18 protein-coding genes are annotated in these 20,677 nt (G+C 43.9%); 2 read left to right on the top strand and 16 right to left on the bottom strand.

Annotation, left to right across the window (positions count from 1 at the left end; translation table 11 throughout):
- Positions 1 to 35: 35 nt before the first annotated feature.
- From ABXS75_02905 to deoC, 16 genes are all read right to left on the bottom strand, one after another.
- A complete protein-coding gene (locus ABXS75_02905; GenBank protein XCP85767.1) occupies positions 36 to 977 on the bottom strand; it encodes an AraC family transcriptional regulator in 942 nt (313 codons plus the stop codon).
- 310 nt (positions 978 to 1,287) lie between these two features.
- Positions 1,288 to 1,683, bottom strand: coding sequence for a hypothetical protein (locus ABXS75_02900; GenBank protein XCP85766.1), 396 nt, complete (start codon positions 1,681 to 1,683; stop codon positions 1,288 to 1,290).
- Positions 1,684 to 1,723: 40 nt separating this feature from the next.
- Positions 1,724 to 2,224: a hypothetical protein gene (locus ABXS75_02895; GenBank protein ID XCP85765.1), complete on the bottom strand. Its 501-nt coding sequence runs from the start codon at positions 2,222 to 2,224 to the stop codon at positions 1,724 to 1,726.
- Positions 2,225 to 3,116: 892 nt separating this feature from the next.
- A complete protein-coding gene (locus ABXS75_02890) occupies positions 3,117 to 3,581 on the bottom strand; it encodes a DUF1934 domain-containing protein (protein XCP85764.1) in 465 nt (154 codons plus the stop codon).
- A 105-nt stretch (positions 3,582 to 3,686) separates the two neighbouring features.
- Positions 3,687 to 4,664, bottom strand: a complete 978-nt coding sequence (gene pfkA, locus ABXS75_02885; protein XCP85763.1) for a 6-phosphofructokinase — start codon at positions 4,662 to 4,664, stop codon at positions 3,687 to 3,689.
- A 315-nt stretch (positions 4,665 to 4,979) separates the two neighbouring features.
- Entirely contained in the window at positions 4,980 to 8,447 is a 3,468-nt protein-coding gene (locus ABXS75_02880; protein XCP85762.1) for a DNA polymerase III subunit alpha, read from the bottom strand.
- 32 nt (positions 8,448 to 8,479) lie between these two features.
- Positions 8,480 to 9,457 (bottom strand): LacI family DNA-binding transcriptional regulator, encoded by a 978-nt coding sequence (locus tag ABXS75_02875; protein ID XCP85761.1) that lies wholly within the window; start codon positions 9,455 to 9,457, stop codon positions 8,480 to 8,482.
- 231 nt (positions 9,458 to 9,688) lie between these two features.
- Entirely contained in the window at positions 9,689 to 9,922 is a 234-nt protein-coding gene (locus tag ABXS75_02870) for a polya polymerase (protein XCP85760.1), read from the bottom strand.
- A gap of 238 nt (positions 9,923 to 10,160) precedes the next feature.
- Positions 10,161 to 10,988, bottom strand: coding sequence for a S1-like domain-containing RNA-binding protein (locus ABXS75_02865; GenBank protein XCP85759.1), 828 nt, complete (start codon positions 10,986 to 10,988; stop codon positions 10,161 to 10,163).
- Between the two features lie 29 nt (positions 10,989 to 11,017).
- Complete coding sequence (locus tag ABXS75_02860) at positions 11,018 to 11,719, bottom strand: acyl-ACP thioesterase domain-containing protein (protein XCP85758.1); 702 nt, start codon at positions 11,717 to 11,719, stop codon at positions 11,018 to 11,020.
- Between the two features lie 44 nt (positions 11,720 to 11,763).
- Positions 11,764 to 12,939: a cation diffusion facilitator family transporter gene (locus tag ABXS75_02855; protein ID XCP85757.1), complete on the bottom strand. Its 1,176-nt coding sequence runs from the start codon at positions 12,937 to 12,939 to the stop codon at positions 11,764 to 11,766.
- A gap of 407 nt (positions 12,940 to 13,346) precedes the next feature.
- Complete coding sequence (locus ABXS75_02850; protein XCP85756.1) at positions 13,347 to 14,114, bottom strand: GntR family transcriptional regulator; 768 nt, start codon at positions 14,112 to 14,114, stop codon at positions 13,347 to 13,349.
- Positions 14,115 to 14,250: 136 nt separating this feature from the next.
- Positions 14,251 to 14,652, bottom strand: coding sequence for a DUF805 domain-containing protein (locus tag ABXS75_02845; GenBank protein XCP85755.1), 402 nt, complete (start codon positions 14,650 to 14,652; stop codon positions 14,251 to 14,253).
- A 69-nt stretch (positions 14,653 to 14,721) separates the two neighbouring features.
- The gene (locus tag ABXS75_02840) at positions 14,722 to 16,122 is read right to left on the bottom strand and encodes a TIGR00366 family protein (protein ID XCP85754.1); all 1,401 of its coding nucleotides are present in this window, start codon (positions 16,120 to 16,122) and stop codon (positions 14,722 to 14,724) included.
- A gap of 1 nt (position 16,123) precedes the next feature.
- Entirely contained in the window at positions 16,124 to 17,674 is a 1,551-nt protein-coding gene (locus ABXS75_02835) for an FGGY family carbohydrate kinase (protein ID XCP85753.1), read from the bottom strand.
- A gap of 9 nt (positions 17,675 to 17,683) precedes the next feature.
- On the bottom strand, positions 17,684 to 18,412 hold the full coding sequence (gene deoC, locus ABXS75_02830) for a deoxyribose-phosphate aldolase (protein XCP85752.1): 729 nt from the start codon (positions 18,410 to 18,412) through the stop codon (positions 17,684 to 17,686).
- Between the two features lie 190 nt (positions 18,413 to 18,602).
- Here deoC and ABXS75_02825 point away from each other — a divergent pair, with 190 nt between their 5' ends.
- Both ABXS75_02825 and ABXS75_02820 read left to right on the top strand, forming a co-directional pair.
- Complete coding sequence (locus ABXS75_02825; protein ID XCP85751.1) at positions 18,603 to 19,322, top strand: GntR family transcriptional regulator; 720 nt, start codon at positions 18,603 to 18,605, stop codon at positions 19,320 to 19,322.
- Positions 19,323 to 19,431: 109 nt separating this feature from the next.
- Positions 19,432 to 20,646, top strand: a complete 1,215-nt coding sequence (locus ABXS75_02820) for an IS256 family transposase (protein ID XCP85750.1) — start codon at positions 19,432 to 19,434, stop codon at positions 20,644 to 20,646.
- Positions 20,647 to 20,677 lie beyond the last annotated feature (31 nt).

Below are 20,677 nucleotides of genomic sequence, written 5' to 3'. Positions count from 1 at the left end.
CGCTTCGGTCGGAAATAAAAAAGGAATGGTGCTTTCTACCATCCCTCTTCCGAGTGTATATTAAATTCCAGGAGCTGCTGTTCATAGTTTTCCGGGCATTTTCTCCATTCCAGCGGCTTTTTCCCCATCAGCTCTTTGAAATTCCGGTTGAATGTGGAAATCGTCGTGAACCCGCATCTATTTGCAATATCCGCCACCTGCCAGTCCGTTTTCCGAAGATACTCGCAGGCATTTTGTATCCGCACCGTATTGATGTACTGGAGCGGCGACATCTTCATATAGCCTGTAAAGACCCGCCTGAAATGAGTCTCACTTACGTGGCACATCTGCGCCAGCTCCCCCACCATGATCGGTTCCATATAGTGAAAGCTGATGTAATCCAGCACACAAAACACCAGCATCGCTGCATGTTCCATCCTGACTTCTTCTATCACCTCTCCCCCTACCGCCTCGAACATGCGGGCGATATCCAGAAGGAGGGCCGCCATGATTGCCTTCGCCTCTTCCATGTAATACGCATCCATACACCGGATAAGATTCATGATCTCCAGCACTTTTGCCGCCATCTGCGGCTCCTCCGACGCCCTTTTTAGCATTGCCCTTGAATTAATCCTCTTTACGATCTCGTTCATTTTACGAGTATTATTCTGAAAGAGTTCCCCCAGAACCCCCTCCAAGTCCACGTACAGATACTCCCACCGGTTGATCCCTCCCTGATCACTGTTCGTCGTGTGCGGAAAATGTCTCGGAATCACCGAAAATGTGTCATCTTCGTACCGATACTCTTCCTTCCCCAGCACTAGCTGGCCTGACCCGTTATAGCAATACCCGATTTCCAGTAGATTATGAAAATGCAGGTATTCCACGTCACTCCCGTAAGAGCGAATCCATTTTTCTCCCAGCAGAGCCAGAATAGAACTTCCGTAAGCCATTCGGTAATAGCGGAACTGCATCTGTGCCTTTTTCTTTTTTCCCACGAAAGCCCCTCCTTTCCATTCGATTTTAACCCTTAGTTTAACATAATCCGCCGGTGCTCCTCAATGGCTTTCTTGTTATGTAGCGAAATAGAAAGTAATTTCAATGGGTTGTAAACACCTGTTTTCTCGCGGCAACTTCTTTCACCTATATTTAAGAACTTTGCACCAAATATGCCATGCCAAAGTAAGGTCTACTGGTCCTTGCTTCAGGCACACTTGGCAATAAAAATACAGCATATAGCATCAATCCAGATTCTGCTATACACGGTATTCCACAAACATGAATATTTTTACAATAACAAATATGTCTTTATTCCTTGGCCAGACTGCCCTTCAATTCTTCCTCCGTAACTCCTAATTTTTCTGCTGCAGTCTGCAATGTAATCCACCCTTCTTTAAGTAACTCCAAAAGTATATTTCTACGCCCTTCGTCAACGCCATCATTATATAAATCCTCCAATGCCTTACACATATTAATACCTCCCGTCTGTTTATCCTGAACTGGTTCTTCCAGTCTCCACTCCGATTTCAACATTACTCGCACAACCTCATAAGTATCCTCAGGCAATCCCGAGAAAAAATCTTTGTGTTCCTGAATATATTTCCGCAACATACTTTTATCTTTTTTATATTGTAACATGCCCAAAATATACTGTAAATCACTTTTAAAATTCTCAGGTTTTTTCACCTTTCCTGCATCAATCAAGTTAATCTGATAATTCGAGATATATGGTTTTAAAATTTCTTCATCGTCCCCCCCACTCCATCATTCCATATAAATCCTTGCTAGCATCCCACTTTCCCTCATCCCCATAATAGAAAACGACTGTAAGCACTGGAAGGATTTTATCCTCTTTCGCAATCCCTGACAAAAATTCCGCAGAATTTGTCAATTTTTTCTCTTTGCGATTTTTTAATGTCAATCTTCTAATCTGCTCGGTATAACTCAAAGCATCATATAACATTCCCCGTACTGCCATACCATAATGCACTTTCTGCTGATTTTCACAAGCTAATACCAATAACCTGAGATTCTGCCGAGATTTCATAACTACATCATGATATCTGCGTATTGGGACCACATGTTTTTCTTGGTCTGGAATCAACAACTCCTGATGAATCTCCTCATTTTCTAACCCTTCCGGGTCGATCACTTGCTTCCCGCCAAATAATCCTCCATTAAACAAATCTGCAAAGCGTTCCTTATCCGATATCCATTTCTTCATCAAAATATCATTTTTCCCCATATATACTTTTTCTCCTTATGCATTACAAACTCACTAATTTTGCTGTATAAAAACAGTTCTAGTTTACCTCGTTATTTTCATAAAACTTCTTTCTTTTATATATAGTAGTTCCAATACGATTTTATTTAATTATCGCCGTCATTCTTGTGCGTTAATTTTTTATATTTCATATAATTATCAGTTATTTTTAATTTTTTTATATTTTTTTCTGTTTTTCCATTGACATTTACTCTTTTATGAGATATTATAAGAACAACAAAAGAAAAGGAGGACGGACCACCGAAAACTTAATCTTAAAACCGGAAAACAAATCTAATGAAAGAGGTAAGGACCAATGAGAAGATAATTCTTAATCCAAAAAGAAATCTAGCAAAAAGAGGTAAAGACCAATGGATGTGAATTTCTAAATCAAAAAAGGAATCTGACAGAAAGAGGTAAAGACCAATGGACGTGAATTTCTAGATCAAAAAGAAATCTGGCAAAGAGAGGTAAAGACCAATGGATGATGAATTTCTAAATCAAAAAGAAATCTGACAAGAAGAGGTAAGAACCAATGGACGATGAATTTCCAGATCAAAAAGAAATCTAACAGAAAGAGGTAAAAACCAATGTATGGTGAATTCTAACCTTTAAAAATCTGACAGAAAGAGGTAAGAACCAATGAGAAGATAATCTTTCATCAGAAAAAACACTATTTGAGATAATAGTTTCAGATAGATAAGAAGAATAAAGGAGGATAACCCAATGGATGGAATATTTTAAAAATCCACTGTACCCGTGAAAAAGTACAGTGGATTTTTTATTGTCGTCAAATATGCCTAAGTGAACGTCCAGTGGCCATTCATCCCTATCTGTTTTTTGAGCCAAGAACATCTATATATGATATATCTCTTCAACTCAAAACGCTCTCCGCAGCATGCTTTGGTCGGATATTCATAATAATGTGGCAGTCCGCCGTGGCCTCATGATTGACGTCCAGACCATACTCCACATTCACGTCAATCCGGTCCTCCCTCACATCTACGCACATATCCCGCGTGTGAATCCCCACTTCAATCTGTCCGAAGGGAGTATCATAAAAAGTAAGGTTGCTTTTATTCTTCTCAAATACCATATGTGCATTGGTAATACCGCTCTTCATGATCTCAAGAGCGGTGTCACCTGTAATTTTTATTTTATTTTTCGTCACTCCGGGAATCCCTTCCACTAATTCATCAAACAGAATGAAATGTTTCCCGTTTTTCCAATAGTAACTTGCCGGCGTGATCACTTCGATCGGCTCGTTACTTTCTTCCCCGTCTCCCATAGCCTCCATCGTGTGAAGGCCGGAAATCGTCAATAATACATCCTGTGTCATATATCCATTTCCTGTTCTGTTGTTTTGAAAGGCGTCTGGAACCTTGAAAAAGCGTCCCGGTTCATGCGGAAATTCCTGGTACACCGTCCGTACCCCGCCGGCGTATTAGAGTGCAAGCTGTCTCGCGACATCATACTGATACTGCGGAATTCCTTTCTGCATATCCAGTGCCTCGTTAATATCGAAATCAATATACTGTCCGTTCTTATAACCAACTACACGGTTCGTCTTTCCTTCCAGAAGAAGATCCACTGCCATCGCGCCCATAATGGAGGCATACACCCTGTCCTTACAGGTCGGACTTCCGCCGCGCTGCATGTATCCAAGAATCGTTGCACGCGTCTCCATACCGGTCTCTTCCTCGATTCTCTTCGCCATACTGATGGAATCGCCGACGCCCTCTGCATTGATGATGATGTAGTGCTTCTTTCCACGCTTCCGGTTCTCTTTGATATCCTCAACGATCTTAAGTTCATCATAATCATGCTCTTCCGGAAGAAGAATTCTCTCTGCACCGTTGGCAATACCGCACCAGAGAGCCAGGTATCCGGCATCACGCCCCATTACCTCGATGATGCTGCATCTCTCATGAGAAGTAGAGGTATCACGAACCTTGTCGATTGCTTCCATCGCCGTATTCACTGCCGTATCAAATCCAATCGTATACTCCGTGCAGGCAATATCCAGATCGATCGTACCCGGAAGTCCGATGGTATTTACTCCATAATCAGAAAGTCGCTGTGCTCCCTTGAAGGAACCGTCTCCTCCGATTACTACCAGGCCGTCAATGCCGTACTTCTTACAGATCGCCGCTGCCTTCTGCTGCCCTTCTACGGTACGCATCTCATCACATCTTGCCGTCTGCAGAATCGTACCTCCACGCTGAATGGTATCAGAAACATCTCTGGCACTCAAATCAATAATCTCTTCGTTCAAAAGTCCGGAATAGCCTCTTCTGATTCCACGTACCTTCAAACCCTTGCCGAGAGCAGTCCTAACTACTGCACGGATTGCAGCGTTCATTCCCGGTGCGTCCCCTCCACTGGTCAATACACCGATTGTTCTTATTATTTTCTCTGCCATGATATGATCCTCCATCTTGTGTCATGTTTCAGCAAATACCCTTGACCTTTCCGCTTGCAGCAGGGCGCTCTTAATTCTGCCTCGCCACATCCAATGGCTTTGCCATTTTTTCACATTCTAATGCTAATTCTATACTAATTATTTCTCGTTTTCAATATTCTTTTCCACGACTTTTGCACAAGATTATTTGAAATAATTCGTCATTATGCTTAATCTATATTTGAGTCGAAACTTCAATATTCAGAGTTTTGCAAATTATTTTAGACTATCATGCGTATTTTGCTCTCAGTTTCACTTTTAGCCCTCTAGCACCCCTTATGAGATCTTCTTTTCCACCACTTTCACGCGGTCCTCGCCATAGCGATTCGCTAACCGGCTTAGGATTCCCGGTTCGATCTGAATATTCCGGTTTCTTGGGAGTCTTTTCACCGCACGCTCCGCCTTGCAGTAAATGACCACCTCATTCTCGCCTTCACTGTCAGACAACATTCGATATAGTTCCTGTTCTTCCGCAAGAAATGCTGTTTTATCCGCATATTGCAGCCACAATTCCTTCTTCGTCTGCTCAAATGGTATGATTTCCTCACAGATCAGCTTGCTGGCATTGTCATCCTCTTCCGATACACGCCCCCGCACAAATACCTTATTATCTTCATTCAGATACATCTGATTCTTCTCATAATCCCGCGGGAAGATCACGACCTCCACCGTTCCCATCAAATCCTCAATCGTGATGAACGCCATCGTCTTATTGTTCTTGGTATACTTGATCGTTTTGGAAGTAATGATTCCGCCGACGATCTCCCTCACCCCGTCATGGACCTTCGTCCGCCCGCTTTCCTCGTCGAGCTGGAAATCCAGGGTCGTCGCAGAGATGTTCTTTCTCCATTTCTCTTCATATTCTTCCAGCGGATGCCCGCTGATATACACGCCCAGAACTTCTTTTTCAAAAGCCAGCATCGTCTCCTTCTGATACTCGCCCACGTCCGGCATGGCAATCTCAAAATCCTTCTTATACTCATCCCCCACAATATCAAACAGGGACATCTGGCCGGTCATGGAGTATTTTCTCTCCTGATTTACCTCCTCCATAATCTGGACGTAGATCATCATATGCTGCTTGCGCGTTCCTTTCAGGCTGTCAAACGCGCCCGACTTGATAAAATTCTCCACCGTGCGCTTATTGATCTCTTTCCCGGACAGCCGCTCGATAAAATCCTTCAGATCCTTAAATTCTCCCCGCAGCTTCCGCTCGGCAATAATCGCATCAATGACCGGTCTTCCGATACTCTTAATGGCAGTCAGACCATAACGGATATTTCCGTTATCCACAGAGAAACTCCCCACTCCGCGGTTGATATCCGGCGGCAGGATCCTGATCCCCATCTGCCGGCAGCTATAAATATACTCTGCCACCTTGCCCGGATTATCGATGACCGACGTCATCAGCGCCGCCATAAATTCTACCGGGTGGTAGTATTTTAAATACGCCGTCTGATAGGCCACTACCGCATAGGCCGCCGCATGGGACTTGTTAAATGCATACTTGGCGAAATCAATCATCTCGTCGTAGATCTTATTTGCCACGCTTTCCGGAATCCCGTTCGCCACACAGCCCGGCACCCCTTCATCGGGATTGCCATATACGAAGTTTCGCCGCTCCTTCTGCATCACGTCGCCTTTTTTCTTACTCATGGCACGCCTTAAAAGGTCGCTTCTTCCCAGCGTATACCCCGCCAGATCCCGCACGATCTGCATGACCTGTTCCTGGTAAACGATACACCCATAAGTAGGCGCAAGGATTGGTTCAAGCTGCGGACAATCGTAGGTAATAAGCTCCGGGTGATTCTTTCCTTTGATATATTTCGGAATAAAATCCATCGGTCCCGGACGATACAGAGAAATTCCGGCGATGATATCCTCCAGACTCTGGGGCTTTAACTCCTTCATGAAGTTCTTCATTCCCCCGCTCTCCAGCTGAAAGACCCCGTCAGTCTTTCCCGTTCCGAGAAGCTCCAGTACCTTCTTATCGTCATAGACCATTTTCTCAAAATCAATGTGTTCTCCGGTATCCTCCTCCACCAACTGAATGGCGTCCTGGATTACGGTCAGCGTCCGAAGCCCCAGGAAATCCATTTTCAGAAGTCCCAGCTCTTCCAGCGTCGTCATCGTAAACTGAGTGATCGGTATATTATCTGCGCCCAGCGCCAGCGGTACGTACTCGTCTACTTCCTTCTGGCTGATCACCACTCCTGCCGCATGCATGGAGGTGTGCCTGGGCAGACCCTCAAGACGCTTGGACATATCAATCAAAAGATGGACCTGCTCGTCTTCCTGATACAGTTTCTTTAACTCCTGATTCATCATCAGCGCTTTATCCAGGGTAATATTCAGTTCTCTCGGAACCATCTTCGCGATAGAATCCACAAAAGCATACGGAAGGTCCATGACACGCCCCACGTCCCGCAGAACGCCGCGCGCCTGCAGGGTACCGAAGGTCACAATCTGCACTACCTGCTCCTTGCCGTATTTGTGCACCACGTAATCGATGACTTCCTGGCGCCGTTCAAAACAGAAATCCACGTCAATATCCGGCATGGATACACGTTCCGGATTTAAGAAACGCTCAAAGAGGAGCTGATAGCGGATCGGGTCGATACTGGTGATGCCCAGAGTATAGGACACGATACTTCCCGCCGCCGAGCCTCGTCCCGGCCCTACCATAATTCCGTTTTCACGTGCAAAATGAATGAAATCCCAAACAATCAGGAAATAGTCGACATACCCCATATCGCGAATGACGCCCAGTTCATAATTTAACCGGTCAATAAGCTTCTGTCCGGGATCGCCATACCGGTTTTTCAGCCCGTCAAAACATAATTTATTCAAATATTCCCAAGAAGTATACCCTTCGGGTACATCAAATCTGGGGAGCTTGGTCACGCCAAACTCGATCTCCACATGGCAGCGATCCGCGATTTTCTGCGTATTTTCAAGCGCAGGCAGGGCATAACGGAACAATTCCCTCATCTCTTTCTCGGATTTCACATAATACTGTCCGCCCTCATAACGCATTCTGTCCTCGTCTGCCAGCTTCTTGCCGGTCTGGATACAGAGCAGGATATCGTGCGGTTTCTCATCTTCCGCATAGGTATAATGCACATCGTTCGTGGCCACCAGTTCCAACCCGGTATCCTTGCTCAGCCGCAATAGCTGCTGGTTCACCGTCGCCTGTTCCGGAATGCCATGATCCTGCAGCTCCAGGAAAAAGTTGTTTTTTCCGAAAATCTCCGCGTATCGGAGAGCAGCCTTCTTTCCTTCCTCGTACATACCCCGAATCAGGTTCTTCTGCACCTCTCCCGCCAGGCAGGCGCTCAGGGCAATGATCCCTTCATGGTATTTGGTGAGAAGCTCATAGTCGACCCTCGGCTTATAATAATATCCTTCCGTAAATCCCCGGGATACGATCTTCATCAAATTGGCGTAACCGGTATTATTTTCCGCAAGCAGGACCAGATGATAATACCTGTCCTCATCTTTTCCCACGGTCTCTTTGTCAAACCGGGATCCCGGCGCCACATACACCTCACAGCCCAGCACCGGATTGATTCCCGCCGCTTTCGCCGCGCGGTAAAAATCGATCACGCCGAACATGACGCCGTGATCCGTAATGGCCGCCGCCGTCATGCCGAGCTCTTTCACCCGCGACACATATTCCTTGATCTTATTGGAACCGTCCAAAAGGCTATACTCCGTATGGACATGTAAATGTGCAAAACTCATGTTCCTCTTTATCCTTTCTTCTCTCTATACCGTCAGATTGTCTCCCCATCCTGCCACGATACCGGGAAAATCCGGCGCATCCCGTCAATCTCTTTTTGACGTACCAGGCAGTCCATCATCTCGGCGCAGGCACGGCTCATCTCCCGGATTGGTTGTACCACCGCACTGATCTGCCGTTCTCCCAGACGGGTAACCGCGGTCCCGTCATATGCTGCGACCTTTAACTGCCCGGGAACCGAAATTTCTCTCCGCCTTGCCTCTCCCAGGCAGGCAAGGGCATAAAGATCCGCTCCCATGATCCCGTCCACCTCCGGATACCGCTCAAAGGTCTGCCTTGCCATCTCGCGAAAATCTGTCTCACGGAAGGCGTTATGTCCCATCTCAATGCTCTCCGTATGAATCCCGCGTTCTTCCAGAATCTGTTTAAATGTTTCATGATATGCGCGTGCGGGAGAATCCACCACCTGCGCGCCAACAAGCTGCACCACGAACTGACAGCCTTTTTCTGCGAAGGCTTCTGCAGCCATGCGGCCACCGCTCTCATGATCTGCCTGAATCAGCGGAATCTCATCCCCAAGGAAACGGTCAAAAGCCACTACGGGCTGTCCCAGCTTCCGGTATTCTTCCTGCTTCAGCGAATGTGCCCCCATAATAATTCCATCCATCGTGCGGCTGCGGAGCATTTCCAGAAACTCCTCCTCCAGATTCTCCCGATCCAGGGTAGAACAGATCATCGTCTTATAGCCCTTCTGATATAGGGCATCTTCCGTATATTTTACAAATGCGCCGAAAAACGGATGGGAAATATCAGGAATGATGATTCCGATCAGATCCGTCCGGTTCTTTGACAAATTACGCCCGAGCTGGCTGGGGCGGTAATCCAGTTCTTTGATCGCTGCTTCTACCTTCATACGGGTCGTCTCCGAGACATACCCTGTATGATTGATCACATGTGAGACCGTACTTTTCGCTACTTTTGCTTTCTTTGCCACATCGCTGATACTCGCCATACTTTTCCTCCCCTGAATCAGATAATCGGTAAATTTCTGCAGGTTTGCATAAAATGTTTTGCTTTCAGTATACCATAAACCGCTTTCTTCTGTCACCTTCCGTGTGAAAATAAGATTCAGTTTTGTATACTTATGTTTGCCCTTGTTAATCTGTTTTATCAGATTTTCAAGAGAAAAAAACAGCCGCCACTACTTAATAGTGACGGCCGATGTTATGAAACATTAGCTTCATTAACCGTTGATCATAAAAGAAACCAGTTTATCGATATCTTCTTTCTCATATGCGATGATTTCCAGTTCCGGAATCTCTCCGTTGGAGAAAATATTTGCCATAGAAACATACTGAGACAATTTGGACTTTAGATTTAGTCTGTCTCCCTCTCCTGTTACCAGCTCTACCTTGCCAGAGCAACTGTCAATTACCTTAAAAAATTTGTCAATGTTCGTAATATTCTGTACCTTCATAATGTACTCCTTTCGTCTGTCCCTTCACACTGATGTGCACTTCCTTATCATTGCACCGGACAGTTCTGTCTATTTCTTTGCTTCGTCCTTCATAATACACTATTTCCCAGAAATTGCAAGCATTTTCACAAATTTCTTTTCGTAAACCTCTGTCCTTGACCCGTGCACTCGGAAAAGTAGGCAAGCGACTTGGTATAGCTATTTATGAAACGTTGTACTAGTTCTTCCGACAATTTTTCTATTTTCTCACCAGCACCAGAGAATCCTTTCGAATCTCGATTTTTCTTTCTTTATATAAATGCCCAACGGCACGTTTAAATGCATTTTTGCTGAAACCAAACTCTTTCTTAATGACTTCTGCATCGGCCTTGTCATTGAATGGCAGCCTGCCGCCGTACTTCTCCATTCTTTCCAGCACCAGCAGCGCATCCTGATCCATCTGGATAAATGCCTTCTCACGGACGCTTAAATTCAGCTTTCCGTCCGCCTTCACCTCCGTAACACGCGCCTGAATACGCTGTCCCACCTTCAGTCCTCCGGGAACCTCCCTGCCGGGAATCAGCGCGGAATAAATCCCGTCTACAGCCACGAACATACCGAACTGCCTGCTGCTGTCATAGATAATCCCCTCTACCCGGTCATCCTTCTGATACGGCGAATCCGTCCGCAAATACGGATAGACCTTCATCGTGGCACAGAGTCTCTGGCTTTTGTCAATATAAAGCGCAGCCACGCACTCTTCTCCCGCCTGTACCTTCACAGTCTGCTCCTTGAACGGAAGGAACAAGTCCTTCTCCAGCCCCCAATCCAGAAACGCACCGAATTTACCTACCTGAACAACCTTCAGCACCGCCGCCTCGCCAAGCGTCAGCTTCGGCTCATTCGTGGTGGCGATCAAACGATCCGAAGAATCTTTATACAGGAACACCTCCACCGGGTCTCCCGGCTCTATTCCCGCCGGAACCTGCTTTCTCGGAAGCAGCACCTTCTCCTTCTCCGTTCCAAGATAAACTCCGAACTCCACCTTTTTCACGACCGTCAGCACCTGTTTTTTTCCTAACTCCATCTCTCTTTCCTCCATCGACTCTCTTTATTCTACCGAAATTCCACAACTGCATATGGCTTTCCCGCCTCGTCGCCGAGGACTGCCACCTTTCTCGTCTCCTCCCGCGCAATACTTGGATAAATCCGATCTCCCAACACCGCAGATTTCTTATATTCCACCCGGATACGTTTTGCCCGCTCACACTCCGGCAGCGCCTCCACCGCCATCTGAATATACTGGCAGTTATTCACATGCTCATTGGTATCAATCTGGTATCTTCTCACCGGGAAACTCTCCCCCGGACAGCTCTCCTTCGGCAGAGCGATCTTCCTTGGGGCATACTCCATATCCAGCGCCTTCTCCGTACCGTACGATGCAATATCCTCTTCCCCCGGTCGCACCGGACGCCCCTTCTCCACATCCATGAAAATCCAGATAGAATTGGCATACGCCAGCACTTCTCCGTCTTCCTTCACCATTTGAAAATTCCTGGTCCCAAAGAACCCTTCAAATCCGGTAGCCCACGTAGACGTCCGAATCTTCTCTCCCAGCATGGGATAGCGGTTCACCTCGATCTGCCAGGCCGACAAGATCCATGCCCGCTTCTCTTCCTTTAATTTCTCAATTCCAAGCCCGATATCCTCCGACTGGAAAATACTGCAATCCTGAAAATAATTGACTAGCGCGGGCATCGTCATCCGTTCCGTATGATCGATCTCACTGAATCGTACCCTTCCGTCAAATCCGTACATTTCTTCCTCCTGCAAACTTTTTCATTTCTTATAATATTTTTTCTTTACTCAGAAACATAACTCTGTTCCAAAGTAATCACGCACTGATAACGCGGATCTATTTTCTGCACTTCCTCCATCACCTTCATCATCAGAGCATTTTCCTCGTCCGCAGAGTACCCCCAGGGAACTACCAAATCGAAGATCAGATTGATCTGCTCCTCTCCGTCCACCATTCGGAAATCGTGGATACTGCACTTCGCATCCAGGCGTGCCACAACCTCCTCTGTCTGTCGCCTGATCTTCAGTACCTTCTCGTCCCGGGTCTCGATCGGGTCCATATGTATCACCAAAAACATCTCCAGTTCTTTTGCAGCCTCCCTCTCGATGCGGTCAATAATCTCATGGGAATGCTCAATCGAAACATCATTCGGCACCTCCGCATGGATACTCGCCATGCTCCTCCCCGGCCCGTAATTATGAATGATCAGATCGTGGCTTCCCACAATCCCATCATATTGTTCTACAAATTTCTTGATTCTCCTGTATTCTTCCTTCGTGACCGGCGCACCGATCAGAGGTTCCAGCGTATCTTTCGCAATACCGATACCGGCCCACATAACCACCAACGATACTCCAAGTCCCACAAAACCGTCAATATTCCTGCCTGTGATCTGGAAAAACAGCAGGGATAAAATTGTGGCGGACGTGGTAACTACATCTCCCATGGAATCTGCCGCTGTCGCCATCATCACCTGGGAGTCGATCCGTTTCCCCAGTTTCCGGTTAAACAATCCCAGCCACAGCTTCACTCCAATCGAAAGAACCAGAATGCACACGGATACCACCTGAAATTTCAGTTCCTGTGGCTCCCGGATCTTCGCGATCGAATCTTTGAAAAAGGTAAATCCCACCTCAATGACCAGAAAGGCCACGATCAGCGCAGCGATATACTCAATTCGCCCATGCCCGAAGGGATGCTCCTCGTCCGCCGGCTTCTCCGCCATCTTCACTCCCACAAGCCCGATGATCGAAGAACCCGCATCCGACAGGTTGTTAAATGCATCTGCCGTGACCGAGACGCTGTGAAGCACCAACCCTACCGCCATCTTCGCCAGTGATAAAACCACATTACAAAAGATGCCTACCATACTCGCCAACACACCGTAAGCAGTACGGACAGACACCTTTTCCGTATCCTTATAATCCTTTACAAATAATCTGACTAATAAATCTGTCATGTAATTCCGTCCTCTCATTATTGCTTTCATCGAATATTAGATTATATTCTACACGCTTTCAAGGGAAACCGCAAGGGTTTTACTATTTCATTTTTCAAAATTCATTTTTATAGACACAAGATTTTTTACGCCCTCGACAATAATACTTCTGCTTTGAATTGCCGTTCACATCCCCTTCGAGGTTCACCGGAATCTCAGCCCTCTTTTCTTTCCATTTTTTTATCGATTGCCTTATGATTATAAGGTGCAGCCATTGTTTTTTCCTCCGTTTTCTTAAACCTATAAAAAGTCCTCCGCCTCTTAACAGCTAAGAGACGAAAGACTTTGTTCCGTGGTACCACTCTTCTTCACCGCTGCCCTTCTCGTCAAGAGGTTCTTGACTTCTTTTATCTAAATTTAAACAGCGTCTACTTTTCCCACTCATCCTGAACAGAAGAAAATTCAAACTTCAAGCTTCCACTGGGGCGGATTATCTTCATGTAATAATATGGTACTTTGTTTTGATTAAAACGCAACTCCTCAATAACAAAAGAAGGCGTGTGCAAATTAACCTTCAGACATTCTGATTCATGTGGAGTCGTTCCAGAGACACTAAGCCACTCTTTTGTTTTGCACATGTAGATTCCTGCCCTTTCGAAAAGTTCATGAAAAAAATGGTTCCTTATCTCTGACAAATTAATAACATCCGCTATTTTCTCAGGAATATAAATATATTGAAGTGAACGCGGCTCTTTAGAAACTGCAAGAATACTGGTACGTTCCACATAAATCACTGCATCGTTTACCGGTATATTCAGTTTTTTGGCAACGTCATCTGGCGCCTTTCTTTTTTCACACAACAACACATTAAGCTTTTCATTGTTTTCCAATCCTGCTTTATGAATTGCTCTCCGTAGTCCTGCAACAGGAATACTGCTACTAAGCTGCTTTGACAGCACTGCCGTCCCCTTCCCCTGAATACGGTACAACAGTTTATCTTGCTCCATACTGATTAAAGCTGCGCGGACTGTAGCTCTGCTCACGCCAAAACATTTGCTTAACACAGCTTCCGATGGAATAAGAGTATCCGGTTTCCACTTTCCTTCATTTATATAATCACGAAATATATCCTCCAGCTGTCTGCTCAGGTTCCTGCTGGAATTCCGGTTAATTAAACTTGAAAAATCTTCTGTCATCTTTTCATTACCTTCCTAATGGAAAAATTTCCTATTTACATTGCAATTATATCTATATATTTTTTAAATGTCAATTTAAAAACAGCTGTGAGAATCCTCCTGTTTCTCACAGCTGTTTTTAATATCGCGTTATTTATTATATAAGTAATCCTTTTTGAATATCCATCTGCCTCCAGCGATTTCCTTCCGTCACAGTCCCCATGAATAATATGACAGTCAAAAAGATAAAGCCGATAGGATGCACTCCCAATAAAATTATCCACCATTTTTCATTGTGGTCGTGAAGTCGGCGTATAATGAGCGCAATCATCGGGAATATCTGTAATATCAGATAGGCTGTTCCCAAGTATGCAAAACTCCCGCCTATCGTTAACAAGATTCCCCCACTTTGAGAATCCAGTACTGCAAACAGTAATGCCGTTACGTTCAACCACGTAAATATTAGCACATTTACCGCAATGGTTAAGAGAAAGTCTTTTCTGGATATTACTCCATTATAATCAAATGCTCTCTTCCAAAATTGTTTAAGCAAATTCACTGTCTTTCCCTCCTTAACTATCCCAATTTCATATTTCTCCTAATTTTACAGTAAATCTCAAATGCATAATTATACCCAGAAGAACATAGCAATGATAAAATATACAACGCTAACCCCGCAAGCTACTACCGCATATGGCATTACTTTATGATAATCAATTTTTGCCATTCCACATGGAGCAATCCACCAGAATGGAGTTAACATATTTGTAGAATTATCCCCGAATCCATAGGACATTAAAATTGTTTTTATGTCAACATTCAACTGTTGAGTAATTGGAATAATATATGGCGCTTCAATAATAAATTTAGAACCGCCTGACGGCACAAATATATTAAGGAACGCGCTGTACACATACGCTATGCTTGGCCATGTACGAGCGGAGGCAATAGTGAGGAACGCATTGGAAATGACTGAATCCAGTCCAGTTCCGGTCATAACACCAAAAATCGCCGCATAAATAGGAAACTGAACTATAAACCCCCATACACTTGTTACAGATTCTTTAAATAATTCACCAAAAATTCTTGGTCTCAAGCATAATACTAAGCACAATCCAAACAGAATCATGTTGAATTCGTTGATGCCAAATCCCGCAAATCCGTTGGTTATAAGTCCTTTTATTGCATAAACCAGGAAGAGGACTCCCATCAGCACACCAATCACTGCACTGTTGGACAATCTCTTAGCAAGAGTAGATTTATCAACAGCCAAATCAGGGGTCGCAGTATAATCAATTAACCGTTCCTTCGTCATACCATCAAAAAATTTTGCGTCTTCCTTCGGTTTCATTTTGTAAAGAACGATAAACATTAAAGCAGCAGCCAGTAATTCTGTGATGATAGCCTGAGGCTGACAAGCCACTTCAATAATAGTATAATAGTCCTTCAATCCAGCTGCTGTTGCCGGATCAACCAACGATTTCAAATAACCGGGGGTGGCTCCAAAAGCAATCTGGCTGGCAGATGGACCCTGCCCCATCATAAGACATATAATAAAAGTGGTAGCAACAAAGTGCGGAGCATGAATCTTTAATCCTTTATTATGCGCCTGAACCATAATCTGTTTTGCAATTACGATACAGCCAAACCAACCTACTGCCCAGTGAATCCAAGATAACACTCCTGATAAGATACAGGAGAAGAGATAGCATGCCAGCAGACTGTTCGGCACCGCACATACTTTACCTAATATCTTGCTTGCCGGTGGGGATTTTGCAACAACAGTACCTAAAATTGACGCAAGACACATCTGCATACTAAAGGCCAGCAGGTTCCAGAAATTCTTACCAATCGAATCAACAATGCTCAATTGATCCTCAGTTGAAGTGATCAACGGCGCACCTGTTAAGACAATTGCTAAAATAATAACAACAATCATAAGTATAAATGCAATTGTTATGGAATCAGGCAGCACTCTCTCAAAAAAATCGCTGAGCTTCTCTATCTTACCTTTCTTTTGTTTCTCCATATCATTTCCTCTCTTCCTCACTATCGGCTTCCATATAGAAACCATCCTTTAACGCTTCATAGGCGTTTTTCCATTTATCAAATACTCTCTGATATTCTTCTGCCTTTCTCTCATCCGGATAAAATATCTTGCTTACAACTACCGCTTTCTTCACCGCATCACTGCAGGACTCATATATCCCCAAGGCGATACCGGCATACATTGCGGCCCCAAGGCACCCCGTCTCCGTAGAATTAACCACCTCAAATGGCACCTGAATAATATCTGCAAACATCTGGCACCAAAAATCACTTTTCGACGCTCCGCCGACAATCCTTATACTGGATAAAGGAATTCCTGCTGCCCTCTCTGCATTGACAATGTCAAGCATCTCAAAGCAAACTCCTTCCAATACGGCACGGCTCATATCGTTGTGGTCATTCTTTAATGTCATGCCAAGAAATGTGCCACGCGCATTATAATCCTGCTTCGCCGATACTCCCTGAAGATATGGAAGGAAAAAAACACCATTAGCTCCGATCGGCGATTCCTTAGCCCCCTCCACAATAAGGTCGTAAACATCTTTTCCTGAAGCTGCTGCAAGAGTAACTTCATCTTGACAGCAAGTATCCCTGTACCATCTGAATGCCGAACCAGCCGCACTTGACATTCCTTCTACAGTATAATTACCCATGCCATGGTTTTCTTTTACTACCAGCTTCATATTGGGATCATATGCTGGTTGATTAGATGCAATAAAACAACTTCCAAAAGTACCAATCACCATAACTGCAGATCCGCTTTCCACCAAACCACCGCCAAAGGTACTGCAATTTTGGTCAATAGCCCCCAAACAAATCTTGCAGCCTACCGGCAGGCCTGTCTTAATCGATATCTCTTCTTTTATTGTCCCAACTATTTTTCCCGGTTCTACAACAATCTCCGGCATCTGAACGCCTTCAAGCCCAGCAAGTTTAAGATGTTTTTCCGACCACTGATGCTTTATAATATCAGTTGCAGCCATCCGTGAAGCAGAAGTGTCATCCACATAATAGCCGTCCGCACCGAACTGCTTTAGATAGTAATCCTGAGTGCAACAGATTCTGGAAACTTTCGACCACTTTTCCGGCTCATGATTTTGGAACCATAGGAATTTGGCGATACCGGCATTTCCTGTTGTAATAGGTCTCCCAGTCGTATGATAGTGTTCCTCCGGAGAGAAATTCTCCTTCAACGTTTTAATCTCCAATTCCGTAACACGAATATCATTCCACACTACAAAATCATGCAGTAAATTTTCATTCTCATCCATGATACTGAATGAATTTGAAATTGTTGACAACCCCATCGCTAATATGTTATTCGCATCTATCCCGGAGTTTTCAATGGCTTCTTTGCAAGTAGCGAACAGTTTTGATAATACTTCCTCCGGTTTTTGCTCTACATAGCCAGGTTTTGGATATATACACGAATACTCACTGTAGGACATCCCCATAAGATTACCTTCTAAATCGAATACGCATGTTTTACATCCTGTTGTCCCCTCATCAATACCTACTAAATATTTGCCCATACTAAACACCTACCGCTCATCAAGCTGTACAGAATCAAAAATACCGGCCTCTCTCAGTTCGTCAATACCGTCAAGCATTTCAAAAGGAGTCTGTGTGCCAATTCTTCTTGCCCCCGCCAGAAGATAAATAAATGCATTCTGTGGTTTCGGACTCTGCACACCGGATACTTTAAGTAACGTGTCTGTCTCTTTCACCATATCTGCCATCATCTTAATCTGATGGAAAGTCGGACCTTTTAATTGACCAGTATTAGATTTAATATAATTAACCTTATTCTTAATGCCAATCTGTACAGCTTTTTCCAACTGCTCATCGTTTAGCTCACAACATTCAACAATCATCTTTAAAACTGCTTCCGGAACGGCGTGTCTCACTTTCTCTACTTCCTCTTCAATAATATCCCAATGCCCCTCTTTGGCCGCTCGATAATTGATAACAAAATCAATATTTGTCACGCCAAGCTCCTGAATTTTCTGCGCATTGTATGCCTTTACATCGGGAAGGTCAATCCCTCTTGGAAATGCAAGACTCATACCAAGGAATAAACCCGATCCCTCAATAATGGGTTTTACAATTGGAACTTCGTAAGGATTACAATATACTCCGGCAAGGTTATACTCAATAGCTTTATGACAGTTTTCAATTATCTTCTCCTTGGGATTAAAACTCACGTGGGAACATTCAAAGAATTGTCCCAAATCATGTTTACTCATGTTTCTTACATCTGCGTTTTTCATAACGAAACCTCCTATGCGCTGTTTAATTGTTACGTTCCTGTATATACAAGTTATGATATCACTATACCACCCTTCGATTGGTCTGTCAATGCATTTTCTAAAAATAAACACCTTTTGACAAATTAAAACTTTTGATTGACATCTATACTTTCATTATATAGAATATACATGTATGAAAGGATGGAAAATAATGTTAGAAAGAAATACGCCAAAACCGCTATATCAGCAGTTGAAAGGTATTCTGATGGATGAAATTGAGGCTGGAAAATGGGAACCAAATGAAAAAATCCCTTCGGAGAACGAGTTGAGTTCGCTATATGGACTGAGCAGAATGACTGCGCGTGCTGTGGTATCCGACTTGGTCAAAGAGGGTCTTTTATACCGTGTTCAGGGCAAAGGGACTTTTGTCAGTGAAAAGATTCTTACTTTGAGTCCATCCTACGTTGGAATACGTGAACAACTGGAACAAATGGGATATGAAGTAAAAACCCGGATTGTAGAATGCAAGACTATTAAAAGCACTGGTAAGATTGCCAAAAATCTTGATCTTTTATTTGGGGATTCCGTATTTATGATTAAGCGTATTCGTTATATAGAAGACGCCCCGATTAGCCTTCATGTATCCTACATAAATGAGAAGTATAGAGAAAAACTTTCGGAGGATTTGTTGGAAAGAGAGCAGCTTTGCGTCATTCTAAATGAGGAGTATGGTCTCACCAGACAAAAAGTGTCAGAGACTTTGGAGTCTATTATCGCGACAAAAGAAGAAGGAAGTTTGCTCGAAGTAGAGGCCGGCCATCCTCTATTACTTTTAGAAGATGTTATATATGATACTAATAATGTGCCTTACGAATATACTAAGGTGCTTTTCAGAGGCGACAAGATTAAGATTAAATTACAGTATGATTAATCAAAGTCTGGTGTTGGTAGTGTAAAATAGTTTGTGTTTTTTGGTAAAAAATGGCTCCTTTTTGGTAAGAATTCAGATATGACAATTCTTATCGAAAAGGAGTATTTTTATGGCAGTAGCAAAGGAACAAATTCGACAGATTATCTCAGAAAATAACATCAACAGCGTTGCAGATGTATATGCACTTCTCAAAGACAGTTTCAAAGACATCCTTCAGGAGCTTATGGAGGCTGAGTTGGATGCAACCCTCGGTTATGAAAAAAATCATAAAGGGGATTTGAGCACCGGCAATAAAAGAAATGGTTATTCTACGAAAAACCTGAAAAGTCAGTATGGTGAATTTCAAATTGATGTCCCGAGAGACCGCAATGGAGAGTTTGAGCCAAAACTGATTCCTAAATATCAACGGGACATTTCCGGGATTGAAGAAAAAGTGATTTCTTTATATGCCCGTGGTATGAGTACACGTGATATTCATGACCAGCTTCAGGATCTTTATGGAATTGAATTATCAGCAGAAATGGTCAGCAAGATTACTGATAAGATCCTCCCACAGGTCAAAGAATGGCAGTCTCGCCCTCTGAATCCGGTTTATCCTTTTGTTTTTATGGACTGCATCCATTACAAGGTCAGGGAAGACGGAAGAATCTTAAGCCGTGCTGCCTATGTGGTCCTTGGGGTTACTGTGGAAGGTTATAAAGATATCCTGAGCATTACAGTAGGTGCCAATGAGACCAGCAAGTTCTGGCTGGGGATGCTGAATGATCTGAAAAATCGTGGGGTAAAAGATGTTCTCTTTTTCTGTGTAGATGGGTTGCCAGGATTTAAAGAAGCAATACAGGCAGTCTATCCTCAGGCAGAGATCCAGAGATGTATCATCCATATGCTGCGTAATTCCTTCAAATATGTAAACTATAATGATTTAAAAAAATTTTCCTCCGATTTCAAAGCAGTATATAATGCCCCAACTGAAGCAGCAGCTTTGTCAGAGCTTGATGCCATTAAAGAAAAATGGGGAAAGAAATATCCCTATGCAATCAGTAACTGGGAAAACAACTGGGAAGATTTGAGTTCCTTTTTCCAGTTTTCAAATGATATCCGACGGATCATGTACACAACGAATATTATAGAGGGATTGAATCGGCAGTATCGGAAAGTCACGAAAACTAAAAGTGTATTCCCGAGCGATACGGCATTGGAAAAGATGTTATATCTTGCCAGTGAAAATGTAGTTAAGAAGTGGACACAGAGATATCGGAACTGGGATCAGGTATTGAATCAGCTGATTGTTTTATATGGAGAAAGGCTTACCGATTATCTGTAAATAGAAAAGGCAGGAATGGCAACGCTCCTGA

Source organism: Roseburia hominis, assembly GCA_040702975.1.
In the GTDB taxonomy this organism is placed as follows: domain Bacteria; phylum Bacillota; class Clostridia; order Lachnospirales; family Lachnospiraceae; genus Allocoprococcus; species Allocoprococcus hominis_A.
This window is presented reverse-complemented; position numbering and strand designations above follow the sequence as displayed.